The sequence below is a fragment of the Massilia antarctica genome (assembly GCF_015689335.1).
GTDB lineage: Bacteria > Pseudomonadota > Gammaproteobacteria > Burkholderiales > Burkholderiaceae_D > Telluria_A > Telluria_A antarctica.
Genome location: NZ_CP065053.1, coordinates 113,236 through 131,891, shown reverse-complemented (window position 1 = coordinate 131,891; position 18,656 = coordinate 113,236). Strand labels below are relative to the sequence as shown.

The window sequence follows — 18,656 nt, the reverse complement described above, 5'->3', positions numbered from 1 at the left end:
GCCGCTCACGCCCATACCTTCCACGGTGCCGTGCCCGATTGCCACATTTCTTCGAGCATGTTCTTTTCGCGCAGGGTATCCATCGGTTGCCAGAAACCGGCGTGTTCGTAGGCCATCAACTGGTTTTGCGCAGCCAGCGCTTGCATGGGTTCCACTTCCCAGCTGCAATCGTCGCCATCGATCAGGTCGACCACGTCCGGTTGCAGCACGAAAAAGCCGCCATTGATCCAGCCGCCGTCGCCCTGCGGTTTTTCCATGAAGGCGGTCACGGCGTCACCCTGGCGCACCAGCGCGCCGTAGCGTCCGGGCGGCTGCACCGCAGCCACCGTGGCCAGGCGTCCGTGGGCGCGGTGAAAGGCGATCTCGGCCGCGATGTCGATGTCGGCCACGCCGTCGCCGTAGGTGAAGCAGAACGGCTTGCCCGGTTCCAGGTATTCGCGCACGCGCTTGAGGCGCCCGCCCGTGAGGGTGTCGGCGCCGGTATCGACCAGGGTCACCCGCCACGGTTCGGCGTGGCGTTCGTGCACTTCCATGCGATTGTTCTGCATGTCGAAGGTGACGTCCGACATGTGCAGGAAGTAGTTGGAAAAGAATTCCTTGATCAGGTAACCCTTGTAGCCGACGCAGATGATGAATTCGTTCACGCCATGGTGCGAAAACACTTTCATGATGTGCCAGAGCATCGGTTTGCCGCCGATTTCGATCATCGGTTTCGGCTTCAGATGGCTTTCTTCGAGAATGCGGGTGCCCAGGCCCCCGGCCAGGATGACGGCTTTCATGGCAGCGCTCCGTGGTTGTTGTTGCTATTGCTGCTATTGCTGGTTTTGCACCACTGTTCCCACATGCCGCGATACGCCTGTTCCAGGTGGCGTGTGAAGCGGGCCATGTCCATCAGCGGGCTGGCGCGGGTGCGCTCGCGCAGTCCGGTGCGCAACTGGCGCAGGCGGGCCGGGTCGAGCGCCAGGCCGGCGGCGATGCGGATATAGGCTTGTTCGTCGTCGGCGATCAGCTCGTCGAGGCCGCCGTTGTGCAGGATCGTCACCCCCAGGCGGGAAATGAAATTGCTGCCGGCCAGGGTCACGAACGGCACGCCCATCCACAGGGTGTCGAAGCTGGTGGTGCCGCCGTTGCAGGGGAAGGGGTCGAGCGCGATGTCGATGCGGTTGTACAGCACGAACTGGTTCTTGCGGTCGTTGGCGATCAGGATCAGGCGCGCCGGGTCGATGCCCAGGCGCGTGAAGCGCGCTTCCACGCCGTCGCGCATGCCGGGGTTGTCCAGGCCCAGGATTTCCAGCATCAGGCGCGCATCCGGCACCTCGCGCAAGATCGCGGCCCACAGCACGATGGTGGGGTCGCTGACCTTGGCGTAATTGTTGAAGCAGCCGAAGGTGATGTAGCCATTGTCTTCCATCGGTGGATGGTCGATCACGGCCGGGCTGTTGGGATGCGCGGCGTAGCAGCAAAACACTTCCGGCAAGCGCCACAGGGTTTCCACATTGAAGTGTTCGCTCAAGCCAGGCGGCTCGGCAAAGGCGTCGGTCAGGCGGTAATCCATGGCGGACAAGCCGGTGGTGGACGGGTAGCCGATGTAGGTCAGCTGCACCGGCGCCGGTTTGCGCGCGAACGCCAGCAGGCGGTTGCCGGCGGTGTGGCCGGCCAGGTCGACCAGGATATCGATGCCGTCGGCGTGGATGCGTTCGGCCAGCTGCTGGTCGGACATGCCGCGGCAGGCAAGCCAGTGGTCGCTGTCGGCGCGGATGCGGGCCGTGAATTCATCTTCGATCACATGGCTGTAGTAGCAGAACACCTCGACCTGGGATTTGTCGTGCTGGGCCAGGATCGGTTCGATGAAAAACGCGACCGCGTGGCGCCGGAAGTCGGGCGAGACATAGCCGATTTTCAGGCGCTTGGCGGGGTCAACGCCGGGAAGATGCTGCATGCGGCGCGCCGCCAGGGCCGGCTCGAACTGGGCGGCGAAGCGCAGGTGCAGCGCGAACAATTGTTCCTGGGTGATGCCGGCCGCGTACTGCATCGACAGCAGCAGGTTGTTGTGGGCCGCCGCGTAGTCGGGCGCGAGGGCAATGGCTTGCTCGTACATCTGGCGCGAGGCGTCCGGCTTGCCCTGGTCTTTCAGGGCGCTGCCCAGGTTGTTGAAGGCTTCGGCGAAGCCGGGGCGCAGGGCGATGGCTTGCTCGAAGCAGGCGACCGCTTCGTCATAGCGGCCCTGTTCCTTGTAGGCCACGCCGAGGTTGTTCCAGGCGTCGGCGAACTCGGGCTTGCGCGAAATCGCCTGCTCGAACGAAGCGACCGCCTCGGCCAGGCGGTTCATGTTGGCGAACGCCACACCCAGGTTGAAGTGGGCGGCGGCGCTGTCGGGCCACATGGCCAGGGTCTTTTCGCACCAGGCCAGCGCTTGCACGTGGCGCTGCAGGTCGGCGTTGGTCAATGCCAGCATGGCATACGGGTCGGCGAAGTCCGGTTTCAGGTGCACCGCGTTCTGGAAGCAGATCAGCGCTTCTTCGTGCCGGTAGGCGGCCTTGTAGGCGATGCCGAGGTTGCAGTAGGCCTCGGCGTAGTCCGGCCGCGCCGTGACGGCGTGCTGGAAACGCTCGATCGCTTGGTCGACCTGTTTCTGTTCCAGCAGGGCGGCGCCGAGATTGTTGAGCGCTTCGGCGAAGTCGGGCGCCAGCGCCAGCGCCCCCTGGTAGGCGAGCACCGCTTCGTCAAGGCGGCCCAGTTCTTTCAGGACGATGCCCATGTTGTTGTATGGCTGGACCAGGCGCGGGTCGATGGCCAGCGCGCGCCGGTAGCAGGCCAGCGCGTCTTCCAGTGCGCCCTGGGCCTGGCAGGTGACGCCCAGGTTGTAATGGGCCGCGGCCAGGTCCGGCCGCTGGCCGATGGCGGCCTCGAAATGCGCGGCCGACAAGTCCCACTGTGCTTGCTGCTGGTACAGCTCGCCCAGGTTGTTGTGGACTTCGGCAAAGCCGGGCTGCAGTTCGAGCGCCCTGGTGTAGCAGACCTGGGCTTCATCCAGGTTGCCCATGAGCTTCAGGGTATCGCCCAGGTTACTGTAAGCCTCGGCGTGGTCGGGCTGCAGGGCCAGCACGGCCAGGTAGCTGCCCAGGGCGTTGGGGAATTGGCCGCCGTCGCGCAGGGCGTGGCCGAGTTGCAGGTGGGCCTCGGCATTGTCCGGCGCCAGTTGCAGCAGGCGCTCGTAGCTCGCTTGCAGTTCGGGCAGCAGGTGCAGGGCGCGGCAGCTGGCATCGAGCGCGAAATAATAGGCCGGGTTGGCCGGCGCCTTGTCGATCGCGCGACCCAGAACGTCGATGGCTTCCTGGTGGCGTCCGCGCTGCTGGAGGAGCAGGCCGAGCAGGTGGAGGGCGTCGGCCCTGCCATCGAGCTTGCGGTACAGCGCTTCCGCCTGGTCCAGCCGTCCCCCCCGGTGATGCTCCATGGCGATGTCCAGGGGGGAGGGCGGGGCGTAGGAAGCAGGTTTTTTCATGGGGCGCGGTCAGTCATCCTGGGTGATGGGAACGGGGCGGTCGCGGGCTCAGTCGGCCACCACGACCCGGTTCTTGCCGGTTTGCTTGGCCTGGTACATGGCTTTGTCGGCGCGCCGCACCAGGCTGGCCTGGTCTTCGTTGGGCGCGCGCAGGGCCACCCCGGCCGAGAAGGTGATCAGCACTTTTTCGTTATCGTGCAGGAAAAAGTGCTTGGTCAGGTCGCGCTGCAGGCGCGTCATGGTGAGCGAGGCCGCTTCCACGCTCGTTTCCGGCAGCAAGATCAAAAACTCCTCGCCGCCGAAACGGGCGATCACATCCATCGAACGGATGGTTTCCTTGACGATCTTGACCAGGTGCTTGAGGGCGGCATCGCCAGCCTGGTGGCCGTAGGTATCGTTGAGGCGCTTGAAGTCGTCCAGGTCGAGCATGGCGATGCACAGCGGCGTGCCGCGGCGGTCGGAGCGCGCCGTTTCGCGCTCGAAGACATCGTCCAGGCCGCGCCGGTTCAGGCTACCCGTGAGCTGGTCCTCGCGCACCAGCTCGCTCATGTGCTGGAGCTTGGCCTCCAGGGTGTGGATGCGCTGCTCGGCTTCCTGCACTTCCTGGCGCGCCAGCACCATGCGGTCGCGCGACTTGAGCGCTTCGGTCTGCACCAGCCGGGTTTCGCGCAGTACCTCGTCGAGGATCGCGTTCAGTTCGGCGATATTGTCGGTGTGGCTGATTTTTTCGGAAAACGTGCCGATTTTTTCGTGGAAGTCGCCGGTCGTGGTGGCCACGGAACTCAAGCGGTCGATGAAGGTGAGCATCATGTTCTTCACCGTCATCTTGACGTCCGACAGGCTGTGCTTGAGCTGGCCCTGTTTGTAGATCACTTCCTTCAGGCTGCGGGTGGCGTCTTCCAGCGCGCGCTGGTTGATCGGGCCGGCGATGAGTTCCTGCACCGAATCGATCTGGCCGCGCAGCCAGCTATCGTCGTCGAGCAGTTCAGTGACGTTTTCGAGCAGCAGCTTGAACAGGCGCAGCAGCAATTCCTGCTGTTCGCCGACGTCGCCGCTTTTAATGTCGATCTGGTAACACAGCTGCTTGAGGCGCACGCTGACCTCGTTCAAGGCGTCGTCGCTGCCGGCCAGCTTGACGGCGGCGCCCAGGGCTTCGGCTTCGGCCATCAGGGCCGGCGCATCGGCCAGCAGGGAGGCGACCGCGACGCTCAGGGTGCGGCTGAGCAGGTCGCGCAGGATCTTGGCGTCTGGCTCGTCGGACATGGCCGACAGCGCCGACAGCTCGATGCCGCCGCTCTTGCGGATGTGTTTTTCCAGCAGCTGGGTCAGGTTGCGGGCGTAGCCATCCCAGTCGCGCGTCTTGACGGCGCGGGCGAAGCGGCGGCCGAAGTCGGCCAGCTCGCCCGGCATCTCGCTCAGCCTGGCCGCGAAATCGCCCAGCACGTTTTCGGCGCCTGTGTCCACGATGGCGTCGGGCGCGGCCGGCGCCGCCTCGGGCGCAGGCGGCGTTGCGGCGATGCCGGCGATCTCGTTATAGATCTCGCGGTAGGCTTCCGGGGTTGGCGCGATGCGGCGCGTGGCCAGGCGCCGGAACGCCTCGCGCGCGATCTCGGCGGGATTCTGGGCGGCGGGGTTGGGCGTTGTGGACATGGTAAAACAGTGCCTCAGTCAGGTTTGGCGATGATGTGCCAATGATAAGCCAGTTTATTTCCTGCCATCCCTAGAATAGAGGTGGATAAGGCATCTTACTCCAGAGCATTAACCTGGCGCACGGTACACGAAAAACTTAGTCGATCAACTGGTTTTTGATCGCATAGTGCGTCAATTCGGCACTGTTCTTCAGTTTCATCTTGACAAGCAGGCGCGAGCGGTATTCGCTGATGGTCTTCACCGACAGCGACAATTCCTTGGCAATCGCGCCTACCGTCTTGCCCGAGGCGATCATGGTCAGGGTCTGGTATTCGCGGTCGGACAGGGTGTCGTGCAGCGGTGTGTCGTGGTTTTCGCCGACCGCGCTGGCCAGTTCCTGGGCCAGCGCCGCGCTCACGTATTTTTGCCCGGCCGCGACCTGGCGGATGGCGGTGACCAGTTCGCGCGGCGCGCTCTGCTTGGTCAGGTAGCCGGCCGCGCCAGCCTTGAGCGAGCGGATCGCGTACTGGTCTTCGCGGTGCATGGACAGCATCAGCACGGCCAGCTCGGGATGCTCCTTCTTGACCAGCTTGAGCACCTCGATGCCGCTGCGGTCGGGCAGGGAAATGTCGAGCAGCATGACGTGGCACCTGGCCTTGCGCACATGCTTGATCGCGTCGACCCCGTCTTCGGCTTCGCCGGCGACGATGATGTCGGGCGACTCGGCCAGGATTTGTTTCAAGCCTTCGCGCACGATCGCGTGATCGTCGGCGATGAAGACGCGGATGATGGCTTTGTCGTTCATTGCTGCTTCTTACTCGCTTCGGTTGGCGCCGGGCGCCGGGGGGACGGGAGGGGCCGGGACGGACCGGGTACGGTCATCCCGCTCGGCGGGCTCGGGTGTTTCATCCTCCATTATCGTCGCTCTGGCCGAACTGAGTTTAATTTTGATGGTCACGACCGTGCCGCCGCCTGGGGCGTCGGCCAGGGTCATGGTGCCGCCCAGCGCCTGGGCCCGCTCGCTCATGCCGCGCAGGCCGAACGATTGCGGTTTCTGGCGGTCGGCCAGGGCGATGCCGGCGCCGTTGTCGGCAATCGTCAGGACGATGTGCTGGCGCAGCAATTGCAGGCGCACCCCGACCCGGCTGGCATGCGCATGCTTGGCGATATTGGTCAGCGCTTCCTGGAAGATGCGGAACAGCGCCGTCGCATGGTCCAGGTGCAGGTCGATGTCCTTGTCCGGACAGGCGAAGCTGCAGGCGATGCCATTCTGCTTCTCGAATTCCTTGACCTGCCATTCGAGCGCGGCGACGATGCCGAAGTCGAGCATCGACGGGCGCAGGTCGAGCGAAATGCGGTGCACCGCGTCGATGGTGCGGTCGACCAGCGCATCGACATAGGCGGCGCGCTCGGCCAGCTGGGGCAGCTCGGGCGGCAGGCGCTGGGTCAGCATCATCAGGGCCATCTTGATGGCGGTCAGGTTGCCGCCCAGGTCATCGTGGATTTCGCGCGCAATGCGGGTGCGTTCCTGTTCCTTGACGTGTTCCAGGTGGGCGGCCAGTTCGGCCAGGCGCGCATGCGAGCGGGTCACTTCCAGCTGTTCGAGCTTGCTGGCGGTGATATTGGTCATCAAGCCTTCCCAGTGCACGCTGCCCGGATGGTCGGGCATGGCGCGCGGGGTGGAACGCAGGTTGATCCATTTCTGGTCCTTGTATTCGTGGATCCAGACCCGGCCTTCCCAATTCCAGCCGGACAGGCTGGCGGCCGAGGCGTGCATGGCGTCGAGGTAGCTCTTGCGGTCTTCCGGCAGGATCAGTTCGATGAAACGCCCGGGCTCGGCCTGCAGCTCGGCGGCGGACAGGCCGAGCAGGGCGGCGCAACCCTCGCTCAGGTAGGGAAAGGCCACCCGGCCGTCCGCGTGCAGCTCGAACTGGTACACCAGCGCCGGGGTGTTGCTCACGAACGGCTTCATGGTGTGGGCGATGGTGGGTGGAACGGGGCTCATCAAGGCGCGGACAGAGGAATCATGCCTGGAATCATACGGGAAAAACGGCCCAGTCTGCCGTCCCTTTGCGCGCCGGAGGGCGACGCGCCAGGGCAGGCGCCGCGCTGCCGCCAAGCTGAATGGATGTTTTTACAATGAATATAAGAATCAAACTTGACGTCCAATAACAATTTCTATAAAACAATGTATTGACAAATTTTATAGGAAAGTTTCATGGCAAATTCGATCGTCGGCGATAACGGCAACAATGTCTTGCTTGGTACCTGGGGTGACGATCTCATGGAGGGCAAGGGCGGCGCCGACATGCTACTTGGCATGGAAGGCAACGATACCCTGATCGGCGGCAGCGGCGACGACACCATCGAAGGCGGCGTGGGTAGCGATACCGTGGTGTTCAACCGCGGCGACGGCCAGGATACCCTGCGCGCCTTCGGCGTCATGCCCGGCATGCACGACCGGCTCGTGTTCGGCGAGGGCATCGCGCCGGCCGACCTCTATCTGCAGCGCCTCGGCCCCAACTTGTTTATCGAACTGCGCGGCAGCATGGACCGCATCCTGGTCGACCGTTTCTTCGAGCACACCTTGGACAATAACGGCGTGCTGGTGCAGCAGGGCGCCATCGAACAGATCGTGTTCGCCGATGGCATGCAGTGGAACCGCGAAGCCATCCTGACCAAGCTGGCGCTCGATGCAACGCCGCTGATGACCTTGGGCGACCAGGACGACCGTTTTATAGCCTATGGCAATGTGGACGCCGGGGCCGGCAACGACACGGTCGATGGCTACGCCGCCTACGTGGCCGGCGGCGCCGGCGACGATATCCTGACCAATATGGCCGGCCCGAATGGCGCGGTGCTGCTGGGCGGCTCCGGCAACGACCGACTCCAGGCCGGACCCAGCGACGATATCCTCAACGGCGGCAGCGGCAACGATAGCCTGGACGGCGGCGCCGGCAACAATACCTATCTGTTCAGCCGCGGCTGGGGCCAGGACCGCCTGCAATTGGCGCCGCAACAGAGCTGGGAGCAAGCCCATCACGACATCGTGCTGGCCGACGTGCTGCCCGGCGGCATTGCGCTGGGGCGTTCCGCTCAAGGCACCGGCAACGATTTGCTGATCACCTTGCGCGGCGCCGGCGACAGCCTGACCCTGGCCGACTATTTCTCGCACCGCGGCAGCACCACTATCACCTTTGCCGACGGCACCGTGTGGAGCTCCCAGCAGATCGAGCAGGCCGCCCTGCGCCCGGTGATGCCGGACGTGCTCGGCACGAGCGGATCGGACAATCTGTACGGCAGCTGGGACAGCGACCTGCTGTCCGGCGGCGATGGCAATGACAACTTGCAAGGCATGGATGGCAACGATGTCCTGATCGGCGGCAACGGCGACGACTTCCTGTCCGGCGGCAATGGCGACGATACCCTGATTCCCGGTGCCGGTTTCGACCATGTGGAACCCGGCGCGGGCAATAACATGATCCTCTTCGGGCGCGACAATGGCTTGACGGTCCTGCTGCCCGGCCCCATCAACGAAGCCCGCAACACGATCATGATGGCGGCCGATGTGCGTCCGGCCGACGTCAGCCTGTCGCTGCAAGGCGCGTACCAGGTGCAGGTACGCATCGCCGGCAGCGGCGCGACCCTGCAGATGGACCTCTTTCCCGAACCCGGCCCGTCCGGACCCGGCCAGTGGCGCTTGCCGGCGCAGATGCAGTTCGCCGACGGCACCCGCTGGGACAGCGCCAGGCTGCTCGCCCTGAGCCTGACCCAGAATGGCGACGAGGGCAATAACGTGATGCAAGGCTACCCCGACCGCAACGACCGCATCGATGGCAAGGGCGGCGACGACAGCATCAACGGCTGGAGCGGCGACGACCTGCTCGCCGGCGGCAACGGCAACGATCGCCTCGAAGGCGGCGACGGCAACGATAGCCTCGACGGCGGCGCCGGCAACGACATGCTGTTCGGCGGCGCCGGCAAGGACTTCCTGCACGCAGGCGCGGGCAACGATTACCTGGTCGGCGGCCCCGGCGACGATACCTATTTCTTCGCCTTGGGCGATGGCGTGGCGCTTGTCGACGACCTGTCCCCGGATGGCGGGCAGGGCAATGTGCTGCAGTTCGGCGCCGGCATCAAGGCCGCGGACCTGCGGGTGGTCGCGGCGGGCAGCGAGCAGCACATCTATTACGGCGCGACCGGCCAGATCAAGCTGTTCAACGGCGGCGCCGGTTTCAGCCGCATCGACTTTGCCGACGGCACTTCCACCACCATCGGCCAGCTGAGCGCGCATGCGCCGGTGCTGCAAACCCCCTTGAACGATGCCGACGCCAGCGCCGGCACCCCGTTCACGATGCAGGTCAAGCCGGGCATCTTCACCGATGCCGACGCGGGCGACGTGCTGACCTACCAGGCCGCGCGCGTGGGAGGCGGCGCCTTGCCGTCCTGGCTGCATTTCGATGCGGCCAGCGCCACCTTCAGCGGCACCCCGGCCGGTACCGACAGCGGCAGCTTCGAGGTGCTCGTCACCGCCACCGACCGCACGGCGCTGTCGGCCACCGACACCTTCCGCATGACGGTGGCCGTGCCCAACGTGGCGCCCACGGTACGCTGGAACGCGGACGATTTCACGCTCAAGGAAGGATCGGTCTTTTACAAGCGCCTGCCGGTGTTCGAGGATGCCAATGCCGGCGATGTGCTGAGCATCGCCGTCACCAGCGCCGACGGCAGCGCGCTGCCGTCGTGGATCGAGCGTGACCTTCCTCAGGAAGGCATCAAGGGCAGCACCGGCTACGATAGCGCCGGCACCTACGGCATCCGGGTCACGGCCACCGACAAGGGCGGCCTGTCGGTGAGCAGCAGCTTCAAGCTGATCGTGACCGACGTCGATCGCGCCCCTGTGTTGGTCAAAGCGCTTGCGGATGCGGACGCGAGCGCCGGCACGGCCTTCGCGCTGGCCATCCCGACCGCCACCTTCGCCGACCCCGATCAGGGCGATACGCTGGCGCTGACGGCCATCCTGGCCAACGGCGCGGTCCTGCCGCAATGGCTGCATTTCGACGCCGCCAGCGCCACCTTCAGCGGCACCCCGGACCACGCCGACAGCGGCGCGATCGACGTGCGCGTGCTCGCCACCGACAGCGGCGCACTGATGGCGGCCGACAGCTTCCGTCTCACGGTTGCCGACGTCAACGTGGCGCCGACCGTCGCCAGCGCCAGCGCCGGCGTGAACCTGGCCGAGGGGGCCAGCTTCAGCGCCGCCGCACCGACCTTCCAGGATGCCAATCCGGGCGATGCGCTCACCATTGCCGTCACGCGCGCCGACGGCAGCGCGCTGCCGGCCTGGATGGCCTTCGACGCCGCCAGCGGCACCCTGTCCGGCACCGCCGGCTACAGCGACAGCGGCGTGTACGCGTTGGCCGCCGTGGCGACCGACAAGGCCGGCCTGTCGGTGAGCAGCCCGTTCAGCGTGAACGTGGCCAACACCAACCGCGCGCCGCTCCTGGCCACGCCGCTCGCGGCCAAGGCCCTGCTCGACAATACGGCCTTCAGCTTCACCGTGCCGGAGGCAACCTTCAACGATCCGGATGCGGGTGACAGCGGTGTCTACAGCGCCGCCAACCTGCCGCTCTGGCTGGCCTTCAATCCGGCCACGCACAGTTTCAGCGGTACCCCGGCCATGAGCGACGCCGGCACCAGCGACGTCATCGTGCGCTACACCGACACGGGCGGCCTGGCGGCGACGGCCAGCTTCGCGCTGACGGTCAACCAGACCGCCATGGTGACCCTGACCGGCACGGCCGCTGCCGACATCCTCACCGGCAAGTCGAACAACGACACCTTGTACGGCCTGGGCGGTGACGACAGGCTCGACGGCGGCCTGGGCGCCGACACCTTGGTCGGCGGCGCGGGCAACGACAGCTACGTGGTCGATCATGCGGGCGACGTGGTGACCGAAAGCGCCGGCGCCGGCACCGATACCGTCTACAGCAGCGTGAGCTACAGCTTGCCCGTGAATGTCGAACACCTGACCCTGACCGGCGGCGCCGCCATCAATGCCACCGGCAACACGATCAACAACACGCTGACGGGGAACGCCGGCGCCAACGTGCTCAATGGCGGCGCCGGCGGCGACGTCATGATCGGCAACGGCGGCGACGACAGTTATTACGTCGACAGTACCAGCGACGTCGTGACCGAATACGCGAATGGCGGCCTGGATCATCTGTTCAGTTCGGTGAACAGGACCCTGTCCGCCAACGTCGAAGTGCTGACCTTGACCGGCACCCTGGCCGTCAACGGCAGCGGCAATAGCGGCAATAACCTGATCCAGGGCAATAGCGTGGCGAACGTCCTGAACGGGCTGGCCGGCTATGACTTGCTGTTCGGCGGCGCCGGTAACGATGCGCTGTCCGACAACTCGGCCGAGGCTAACCTGTTCAGTGGCGGCAGCGGTGCCGATGCGCTGACCGGCGGCGCCGCCAACGAGCTGTTCATCGGTGGCGTGGGCAACGACAATGTCAACGTGCAAGGCGGCGTGGATATCGTTGCGTTCAACCGCGGCGATGGCCAGGACGTGCTGACGGCCTTCGGCGGCAACAACGACACGGTCTCGCTGGGCCACGGCATCGTGTTCGCCGACCTGGCCCTGAAAAAGGTTGGCGCCGAGCTGATCCTGATGACGGGCGCGGGCGACCAGATCACCTTCAAGAACTGGTACGGCAGCGGCGGCGGCGGCGTGTCGACCTTGCAGGTGGTCACCGTGGGCGGGGCCGATTACCAGCCCGGTTCGGCCAGCATCATCAATGACAACAAGGTCGAGCTGTTCGACTTTGCCGGCCTGGTCGGCCAGTTCAATCAGGCGCGCCTCGCCAACCCGGCCCTGACCAGCTGGAACATGGCGCAATCCCTGGTGGCGTTTTCGCGCGGCGGCAGCGACAGCGCGGCCATCGGCGGCGACCTGGCTTACCACTATGCGGTCGATGGCGACCTGTCGGCGGTGGGCATGAACGCGGCGCTGACCATTATCGGCAGCGCGAACTTTGCCACTGGCATGCAAACCTTGCTGGCCTCCGCTGCGCTGGCCGACGGTTCGCCGATGCTGTATTAAGCAGCATCGTTAAGCAGCATCGGACGGGGAGAAGCGTTACACTGGAGCCATGAAAAAACTCCTGTTCTCCCTGTTCGTCTGCCTTTGTGCCCAGTTGTGCCAGGCGGCCGATGCCCGCTTCACGGTGGTGACGGTCGATTCCGCTCGCCAGGACTTGCGCCTGTTTCTGGGCGACGAGGCGGGCCAGCCCTTCAAGGGCTTCGCCCGCCTGCAGGAGTGGCTGCAGGGGCGCAAGCAGCGCCTGGTGTTTGCCGTCAACGCCGGCATGTACCATGCGGATTTCGCGCCGGTCGGCTTATATGTGGAAAATGGCAAGGAGCTGGCGCCGCTGAATCTGGCTGATGGCGCCGGCAATTTTTTCCTCAAGCCGAATGGGGTTTTCTTGCTGGGCAAGGCGGGGCCGGCGGTGGTCGAGTCCTCGGGTTACGCGGTGCACGGCGCTGGCGTGCGGCTGGCGACCCAGTCCGGTCCCATGCTGGTAATTGACGGCAAAATCCATCCGCGCTTCGATCCCGGGTCCAGCTCGCGCCACGTGCGCAATGGGGTCGGCGTGGTCGATGGCAAGGCGATTTTCGTGATCAGCAACGAGCCGGTCACCTTTCATGAATTCGCCACCTACTTCCGCGATAGCCTGCACTGCAAGAACGCCCTGTACCTGGACGGTTCGATTTCGAGCCTGTTCTCGACCGAATTGGGGCGCGCCGATTCCGGCCCGCCGCTGGGACCGATCCTGGGGGTGGTGGAGCCGGCCCCACGCTGAGGCAGGCGCTGGCGCCTGCCCCGGCAACTTGCTACATCAAGCCTTGCGCGCTTTCCTGCGCGCCGCGCCGATCACCAGCAGGCCGGCTGCCAGCATGGCATACGTGGCCGGTTCAGGTACGGGCGAAGGTGGCTCGACGATATACTGGGACAACGCGACGGAGGCCGAGGCATACAGCCTGCCGGTGCCGATGGCCGCCCCCGTATCGAACGAGCCTTGCAGCAGTTGGCTGTGCTGTCCCTGCGTGCTGATCAGCTTCATGGAAAACACTTCGCTACCCGCCACCCCATTGATGGAGGTAGAGAAATCGCCGTTGATACCGGCACTCGACACTGCCTTCTCGATCCCGTCTTTGTCAATGAAGGCGTCGGCCTGTGCCGAGAACGTTAGCCGGGTCGATGGCGACAGGATAAAGCGCGAGAACTGGTATGCCGAGGAACCGACCCCAAGGATGGCCGGCACCGTGGCCGCGTGCGCTTCGGCGTACATGCTGGCCGGTGTATTGCTCACGCTGACACCGCCATTCGGGACAATACGGCTGATTGCCCCGTAGCCCTGCAAGAAGTCGACGGGGCTTGGTTCGCCGGACGAAAAGAAGAAGGAACCGCCGGCATCCTTGGCGCTGAAAGTAATGCTCGGGCTGATATTGTCTGTCAGGTCGAGGTCGGTCAGGTAGAACTGGATATTGTTCAGGCTAGCGGTTGCCTTGGCATGAGCCGCATGGGCCGGAGCGCAGGCCAACATGCCGGCCGCAAACAGGCCGGCGACGATCTTCAATGGGTGGACCAGCATGGTGGACTTTCGATCAGGATGATGATTCGCGCTCGTGCCGAGCGGACGGGGATGCGCAAGGGAGGCGGCGTTCATGCCGCTTGACGGGCGGCTGCCCGGTGCCGACGGCGCGCTGCTGCGCCCATTAAGAATGTTCCGGCCAGCAGCATGGCGCAGGTCGACGGTTCTGGAACGGAGGGAATCGGCGTGAATGGCCCGGAAAGAACCACGCTGGTCTCCACGGAAAATTGACCCTGGCGTGCTTGTGCATCCGACATCAGCATCCCGTACAGGTTGATGTTGGCGGACCCTCGGTTGCTCAGGTAGGACTTGTCGAATGTATTGATCAAGCCAGAGTCGCCCCCCAGCGTGCCTTGGATTTCGATATGGCTCGACGTCCACTCAAAGTCCTGCACGAGCTGTTGCGACAGCGTACCCGCGCCAGTAAAAATGAGCTGGGTATTGGGGCTGAGGGTGAAGGAGGCGGAATGAACATTACGGTTCCAGTAATCTTGGTCGGCACTACCGGCGGGAACGGGAAAATGGACGCTTGCCGTGGACGAGATGGTGTTGTGCGAGAGCGTGGTGGCGGAAGTGCCGATGGCGGTCACGATCGAGGTCGTCCCTGGCGCAGTGAGTTTTTGCTGCTGGTCCGCCCCGTACGTCTCGCTCAACCAGCGCTCGTCGGTGAAGATGATGGATGGGGTAACGCCATCGGTCAGGTCGAGGTCGACCAGCTGGTATTGGAAGTGCTCGATGCTGGCTCTGGCCGTGCCCGTCGCTGCCTGGGCGGGCGCCCACGCGGCGGCCAGCCCTGCCAGTGCGCAGAGAGAGAGTTTGTTGAGGTGCGCGTACATAGTTGCCTTTGGAAAGTTGACTGTCACTTATCGACAGACTATTAACCAGAATACATGACATTCAGTCAATGTGCTATATAAAGCAATAAACTGTTCCGAATGTCACTTCGCGGCCCAGCGCAAGCACCGCTGCTGTGCTGCGCAAACAGGGCATCGATGGCGCGCTGCGGCTTTGCCCATCGCGGCCCATGCGGACGCATGGCGATGCTACCCATGTGCAGCATGAGCTTAGCCAGGCCGCAAGCGCACCTCGAAACCGCATCCCCTGCCATGCAGGCCAGGCACGATGCGCACGCCGCCGCCCGCTCGCGCGGCCGCTTGCCTGACGATCGCCAGGCCCAGGCCCGAACCGGGAGTCTCGTGCCCGCGGCCCCGGCGGAAGCGCTCGAAAATGTGCCCGCGCTGGTCGTCCGGGATGCCGGGGCCGTCGTCGGCGAACGACAATGTCAGCGCCGTGTCATCGCCGCGCAGGCAGACCAGCACGCAGCCGCCCGGCGGGACATAGCGCAGGCTGTTGTCGAGCAAGTTCGTGACGATCGATTGAAAAGCGGCCACTTCCACCGACCAGTTCAATGTGTCGGGTGCGTCGAGCTCCAGGTCCATGCGGCGCGCCAGGACGGCGGGCATTTGCTGCGCCAGCAACCGACGCACGACATCGGCGACATCGACGGTCTCGAAGGTGCTTGGCTCCATCTCGTCCAAGGTTGCGAGCTCAAGCAGCTGGCGGGTCAGGTGCGAGGCGCGCGCAATCGCCAGATTGAGATGGTCTTGCGCCCGCTGGCGTTCGGCCGCATCGGCCGCCCGCCCAATGACATGCGCTTGCGTCGAGATCACCGCCATCGGCGTGCGCAATTCGTGCGCCGCATCTTGAATAAACGCGCGTTCGCGCTGCGCCTTGCTGCGCAACCTGGCGAGCAGTTCCTCGAATGCCGCCACCAGCGGGCGCAATTCACTGTATTTCGGATCCATCCCGATCGGCGACAGGTCGTCGCGCTGGCGGGCCGCGATGCGTTCGGCCAGCAGCCGCAAGGGCCGCAATCCCTGATGCACGGCGAGCCACAAGGGCAGCACGACGCAGGGCAGGGAAATGAGCAGATAGGGAATCAGTCCGCGTCCCAGGCCGCCCAGGGTGGCCGAGCGTGCCGGTTTGGGTTCGGCGATGCGCAGCGACCAATCGGGCGCGCTGCGCTGATACATCCAGTAAGCGGCGCTGCCGGTCCCGCCGCCGGCCGCCGGCGCCAGGCGTGCCAGGGCACGACTGGCCGCCGCGCTCGACGAATAGACCAGGCGGCCCTCGCGGTCCCATAGCTCGAACACCAGATCGTCGGGCAACTGGTTCGCCTCGCGCCGCACCATGTTGAGCCATATCGCGGTGGTGGCGAAGGCTGTTTTTACCTGCTCAGGCTTGTCCAGTTTGACGAGCGCCGCGTACAAGGCGGCACCGATTTTTTGCACGCCGGAATGCTGCTCCACTTCCTGTCCGAACTGGACGTATTCGTACGCCAGCAGCATGCACCACACCAGAAGAAACGCCATTGCCAGGGCGGCGAGCACGCGCCGCACCAGGCTTGGACGCCACCATCGTCTCATGGCACCAGCACGTAGCCGATGCCGCGCGCGGTGTGAATGCGCTCGGCCCCGATCTTGCGGCGCAAGTTGGAGACATGGACTTCGATCGTGGCGAAATCGACTGGCTCGCCGAGCGGATCGAGTCGCTGCGACAGGGCGCCCTTGGCGACCACCACGCCTGGTTCGCGCGCCAGTTCGAGCAAGAGCTGGAATTCGCGCGGCGACAACTTGAGCGTTTCGGCGCCGAGCCGGGCCAGATAACGGCGCGGCTCGATCGTCAATGGGCCGATCACCCATTGCTCGCTGGCCTGGCGCGCATAGCGCCGCAATACCGCGCGGATGCGGGAGATCAGTTCCTCGGTCGCGAAGGGCTTGACGATAAAATCGTCGGCGCCGCCGTCCAGGCCCTTGAGGCGGTCTGCGAGCCCGGAGCGCGCCGTCATCACGATCACTGGCACCGCGCTGGCGGTCCTGCGCCAGCGCGCCAGCAAGTCGAAACCGCAGCCATCGGGCAGCGACAGGTCGAGCAACACGCAGTCGAATGGCGTGTCATGAAAACCCTGGGGCGCGTCGCCGGCGCGGCGCAGCCATTCGCTGCTGATGCCTTCGGCCTTCAGCGCTCCTTGCAAGGCGCGTCCGAAATCCAGATCATCTTCAATGAGTAGTAGGTGCATCGCCCGATTATACCGAGCCGATTCTTAACGCCAGCCAAAGGCCGCATCGCCCGTCTTTGGGAAGCCTGAAGGTTGGCGTTTGCATAATGCCGATGCTGCTCCCGCCTGGCAATCGCCACGCCAGCAAGTGTGACCATCTACCGGAGATCCTATGCCAAACGCAATTCCATCGACCCGATTCCTGACCCTCGGCGCCGCGCTCGCCGTTCTATTGACCGGCTGCGGCGGCTCGTCGGCCAGCCACGACGCGGCCGATAACACAGCGGCCGGACGCGGCGCGCTGCTGCGCGATTCACCGATCCGCGTGTTGTCCCTGGACGTGGCCGGGGTCGGCTCGCAATTGAACAAATTCGGCACCCAGTTGCTGGTCGTCGCCGGGGCGCCCAAGTGCGGCATCGACTTTCATCATATCGCCTACAACACGGTCGGCGCGGCGGGCGAACCGACGACGGCGTCGGCCGCCATGCTGGTCCCGACCGGCGCCGATCCCGCCTGCGGCGGCAAGCGCCCGCTCGTGTTGTATGGCCATGGCAGTTCGTTCCAGCGCAAGCTGAACATGGCCGACATCACCGATATGACGAATGAAGGCGCGGGCAGGGTCGCCACGCCGGCCGCCCTGTATGCCGCCCAGGGTTATATCGTCATCGCGCCCAATTATGCCGGTTACGACACTTCGCGCCTGAGCTACCACCCGCACCATATCGCCGATCAGCAATCGAAAGACATGATCGACGCGCTCAGTGCCGCGCGCAGCGCACTGGCGGGGCTGGCCCATCCGGTCGGCGAGAACGGCAAGCTGTTTATCACCGGTTATTCGGAAGGCGGCTATGTCGCCATGGCCACGCACCGCGCCATGCAGGCTGCGGGCATCACGGTGACGGCGTCGGCGCCGCAAAGCGGCAGTTATGCGGAGAGCCTGGACTACGAGGCCTTGGGGGCCAGCGGCGTCCTCGACGACCCGCGCGCGTTTTCGCTGTCGAGCCAGCTTCAGCTCGTGATGCAGATAACGGCGTGGCAGAAAGCCTATGGCAATCTGTATGCGTCGCCGTCGGAAGTCTATTCCGGCACCTACGCCAGCGCCCTGGAGAGCCTGTTGCCGACCACCGCGGTATTGGATACCCTGGTCGCCGACAAAAAATTCCCGCCATATTTTCTGAGCCAGGACATGCCCAACTACGCCGGGCTGACTGCCGCGCAAAAGACTTACTTCGGCACGCCGGCGCAAAGCCTGATGAACGCTGGCTACCTGACTGGCGTGCTGGCCGATATCGGCGCCCATCCTTGCCCGATGGGCTCGCCCGGGGCGCCGCTGGCCTGCGCGCCGGCCAATCCGATGCGCGCCGCCTGGCTGAAAAACGATTTGCGCACCTGGGTGCCGAGCGCGCCGATGTTGATGTGCGGCGGCAAGGGCGACCCGGAAGTCGGTTTCGATCATGCGCGCCTGACGCAGGCTTACTTTCAAGCCCACGGCGGCACGGCGCAACTGCTCGATGTCGATTCGCCGGTCACGCAGAACGATCCGTATGCGCGGTCGAAAAATATTTTCGCGGCGATCAGGCAGGCCGTCATCGATAGTGGCGACGACCCGACGACGGCCGACAATTATCACGGATTCATGGCCAATGTCGCGTGCGAAGTCGCGGCGCGCGACTTCTTCAGCAAGTTTTGAACCGCGCCTGATGGCGGCGGTCCTGGCTCAACGGCGCCGAGCGCGCCGCATGGCCGCGCAAGGGCGCAGGATGCGGGTCGGCCGCATGCTGTGGCGCCCGCCCTGTCCGCGCCG

Annotated in this window: 12 protein-coding genes; 3 read left to right on the top strand and 9 right to left on the bottom strand. The window is 65.0% G+C overall.

All coding sequences use genetic code 11. The annotated features are described in order from the left end of the window. Positions 1 to 5: 5 nt before the first annotated feature. The 5 genes from rfbF to IV454_RS00555 form a co-directional block, all read right to left on the bottom strand. Entirely contained in the window at positions 6 to 779 is a 774-nt protein-coding gene (rfbF, locus tag IV454_RS00575; protein WP_166895905.1) for a glucose-1-phosphate cytidylyltransferase, read from the bottom strand. After that, positions 776 to 3,502, bottom strand: a complete 2,727-nt coding sequence (locus IV454_RS00570) for a tetratricopeptide repeat protein (RefSeq protein WP_206089735.1) — start codon at positions 3,500 to 3,502, stop codon at positions 776 to 778. The genes rfbF and IV454_RS00570 overlap by 4 nt, the downstream gene beginning before the upstream one ends. Positions 3,503 to 3,550: 48 nt before the next feature. Continuing rightward, positions 3,551 to 5,152, bottom strand: a complete 1,602-nt coding sequence (locus IV454_RS00565) for a GGDEF domain-containing protein (RefSeq protein WP_206089734.1) — start codon at positions 5,150 to 5,152, stop codon at positions 3,551 to 3,553. A gap of 136 nt (positions 5,153 to 5,288) precedes the next feature. Further along, positions 5,289 to 5,936 (bottom strand): response regulator, encoded by a 648-nt coding sequence (locus tag IV454_RS00560; protein ID WP_206089733.1) that lies wholly within the window; start codon positions 5,934 to 5,936, stop codon positions 5,289 to 5,291. A gap of 9 nt (positions 5,937 to 5,945) precedes the next feature. Next, complete coding sequence (locus tag IV454_RS00555) at positions 5,946 to 7,136, bottom strand: sensor histidine kinase (protein WP_206089732.1); 1,191 nt, start codon at positions 7,134 to 7,136, stop codon at positions 5,946 to 5,948. Between the two features lie 213 nt (positions 7,137 to 7,349). Between IV454_RS00555 and IV454_RS00550 the strand changes: the two genes are divergently transcribed. Beyond that, on the top strand, positions 7,350 to 12,242 hold the full coding sequence (locus tag IV454_RS00550) for a putative Ig domain-containing protein (protein WP_206089731.1): 4,893 nt from the start codon (positions 7,350 to 7,352) through the stop codon (positions 12,240 to 12,242). Positions 12,243 to 12,291: 49 nt separating this feature from the next. Beyond that, positions 12,292 to 13,002 carry a phosphodiester glycosidase family protein gene (locus IV454_RS00545; RefSeq protein ID WP_206089730.1) on the top strand — a complete coding sequence of 237 codons (711 nt, stop codon included), beginning with the start codon at positions 12,292 to 12,294 and terminating at the stop codon, positions 13,000 to 13,002. A gap of 36 nt (positions 13,003 to 13,038) precedes the next feature. Here the strand turns inward: IV454_RS00545 and IV454_RS00540 are convergent, their stop codons facing one another. The 4 genes from IV454_RS00540 to IV454_RS00525 form a co-directional block, all read right to left on the bottom strand. Beyond that, positions 13,039 to 13,794, bottom strand: a complete 756-nt coding sequence (locus IV454_RS00540; protein ID WP_206089729.1) for a PEP-CTERM sorting domain-containing protein — start codon at positions 13,792 to 13,794, stop codon at positions 13,039 to 13,041. 71 nt (positions 13,795 to 13,865) lie between these two features. After that, positions 13,866 to 14,630 carry a PEP-CTERM sorting domain-containing protein gene (locus IV454_RS00535; RefSeq protein WP_206089728.1) on the bottom strand — a complete coding sequence of 255 codons (765 nt, stop codon included), beginning with the start codon at positions 14,628 to 14,630 and terminating at the stop codon, positions 13,866 to 13,868. 228 nt (positions 14,631 to 14,858) lie between these two features. Then, positions 14,859 to 16,220: an ATP-binding protein gene (locus IV454_RS00530; protein WP_206089727.1), complete on the bottom strand. Its 1,362-nt coding sequence runs from the start codon at positions 16,218 to 16,220 to the stop codon at positions 14,859 to 14,861. Further along, positions 16,217 to 16,873, bottom strand: a complete 657-nt coding sequence (locus IV454_RS00525) for a response regulator transcription factor (protein ID WP_206089726.1) — start codon at positions 16,871 to 16,873, stop codon at positions 16,217 to 16,219. Before IV454_RS00525 ends, IV454_RS00530 begins: the two co-directional genes overlap by 4 nt. 151 nt (positions 16,874 to 17,024) lie before the next feature. Here IV454_RS00525 and IV454_RS00520 point away from each other — a divergent pair, with 151 nt between their 5' ends. After that, positions 17,025 to 18,542: an alpha/beta hydrolase family protein gene (locus IV454_RS00520; protein ID WP_206089725.1), complete on the top strand. Its 1,518-nt coding sequence runs from the start codon at positions 17,025 to 17,027 to the stop codon at positions 18,540 to 18,542. Positions 18,543 to 18,656 lie beyond the last annotated feature (114 nt).

Coding starts and splice junctions, on each gene's coding strand:
- rfbF (WP_166895905.1), bottom strand. CDS start 779: ATGAAAGCCGTCATCCTGGCCGGGGGCCTGGGCACCCGCATTCTCGAA.
- IV454_RS00570 (WP_206089735.1), bottom strand. CDS start 3,502: ATGAAAAAACCTGCTTCCTACGCCCCGCCCTCCCCCCTGGACATCGCC.
- IV454_RS00565 (WP_206089734.1), bottom strand. CDS start 5,152: ATGTCCACAACGCCCAACCCCGCCGCCCAGAATCCCGCCGAGATCGCG.
- IV454_RS00560 (WP_206089733.1), bottom strand. CDS start 5,936: ATGAACGACAAAGCCATCATCCGCGTCTTCATCGCCGACGATCACGCG.
- IV454_RS00555 (WP_206089732.1), bottom strand. CDS start 7,136: ATGAGCCCCGTTCCACCCACCATCGCCCACACCATGAAGCCGTTCGTG.
- IV454_RS00550 (WP_206089731.1), top strand. CDS start 7,350: ATGGCAAATTCGATCGTCGGCGATAACGGCAACAATGTCTTGCTTGGT.
- IV454_RS00545 (WP_206089730.1), top strand. CDS start 12,292: ATGAAAAAACTCCTGTTCTCCCTGTTCGTCTGCCTTTGTGCCCAGTTG.
- IV454_RS00540 (WP_206089729.1), bottom strand. CDS start 13,794: ATGCTGGTCCACCCATTGAAGATCGTCGCCGGCCTGTTTGCGGCCGGC.
- IV454_RS00535 (WP_206089728.1), bottom strand. CDS start 14,630: ATGTACGCGCACCTCAACAAACTCTCTCTCTGCGCACTGGCAGGGCTG.
- IV454_RS00530 (WP_206089727.1), bottom strand. CDS start 16,220: ATGAGACGATGGTGGCGTCCAAGCCTGGTGCGGCGCGTGCTCGCCGCC.
- IV454_RS00525 (WP_206089726.1), bottom strand. CDS start 16,873: ATGCACCTACTACTCATTGAAGATGATCTGGATTTCGGACGCGCCTTG.
- IV454_RS00520 (WP_206089725.1), top strand. CDS start 17,025: ATGCCAAACGCAATTCCATCGACCCGATTCCTGACCCTCGGCGCCGCG.